Source organism: Micromonospora globispora, from assembly GCF_003857015.1.
GTDB classification, from domain to species: Bacteria; Actinomycetota; Actinomycetes; order Mycobacteriales; family Micromonosporaceae; genus Micromonospora; species Micromonospora globispora.
In genome coordinates, this window is the sequence record NZ_QGGF01000764.1 from 1 (window position 1) to 702 (window position 702).

1 pseudogene is annotated in these 702 nt (G+C 70.1%); it reads right to left on the reverse strand.

The features are described from left to right. Positions 1 to 214, reverse strand: a pseudogene (locus DKL51_RS33510) (septum site-determining protein Ssd); the annotation flags it as partial. Positions 215 to 702 lie beyond the last annotated feature (488 nt).

Below are 702 nucleotides of genomic sequence, written 5' to 3' on the forward strand. Positions count from 1 at the left end.
TAGGCTCCGGTCTCGTGGGCTCGGAGCTGTGTATAAGAGACAGGACCAGCGGAGCCGGTAGCCAGCGGGCGCGGGCGGCGGCCGGGTCGGCGGCGAGCTCGACCTCGGTGCCGCCCGCCGCGGCCAGCCGGAGCAGCTCGTCGAGCAGGTCGCCGTCGGAGGTGACGAGCAGGGGCAGGCGGCGGTGCGGGGGAAGCGGGGTACGGGACGGCATGGCGGTCTCCAGCGGTCGGCTCCGGGGTGCTGCGGCAGAGCCTGCTGCCGGCACCGCTCGCCGTACCGCCCCTCAGCCGTCGGCTGTGGACAACGGCGCCGCCTGTGGAAAACGCCCGCCGGCCGAATCGATCTGTTATGGAGCAACTCGTCCCGACCGCAGATATCAATAAGGTTGGCAATTGCAAGGGCCCGATAGCGCCCGCCTGAATTCGCCGCGTCACCTCGTTGGCCGGCACCGGCCGGCGGCTGGCTGGACGGTCCTCACCAGCCCGACGTTCGGCGGCCCAGGAAGATCCGTTGGTCTACACCGGCGACAATTTGGCGACTCGCAACCATTGACGACAGGGATTGTCTGCCGCGCATAATCGAGCCCGTGCCGTCGAACGGACGGCACCGTGCACTCGAAATTGGGGCCATGACGGATTCACCCGACGACTCCCACGGACCCGGCCCACGCCGACGCGCGTACGGCGAGCCGGCCCGTCG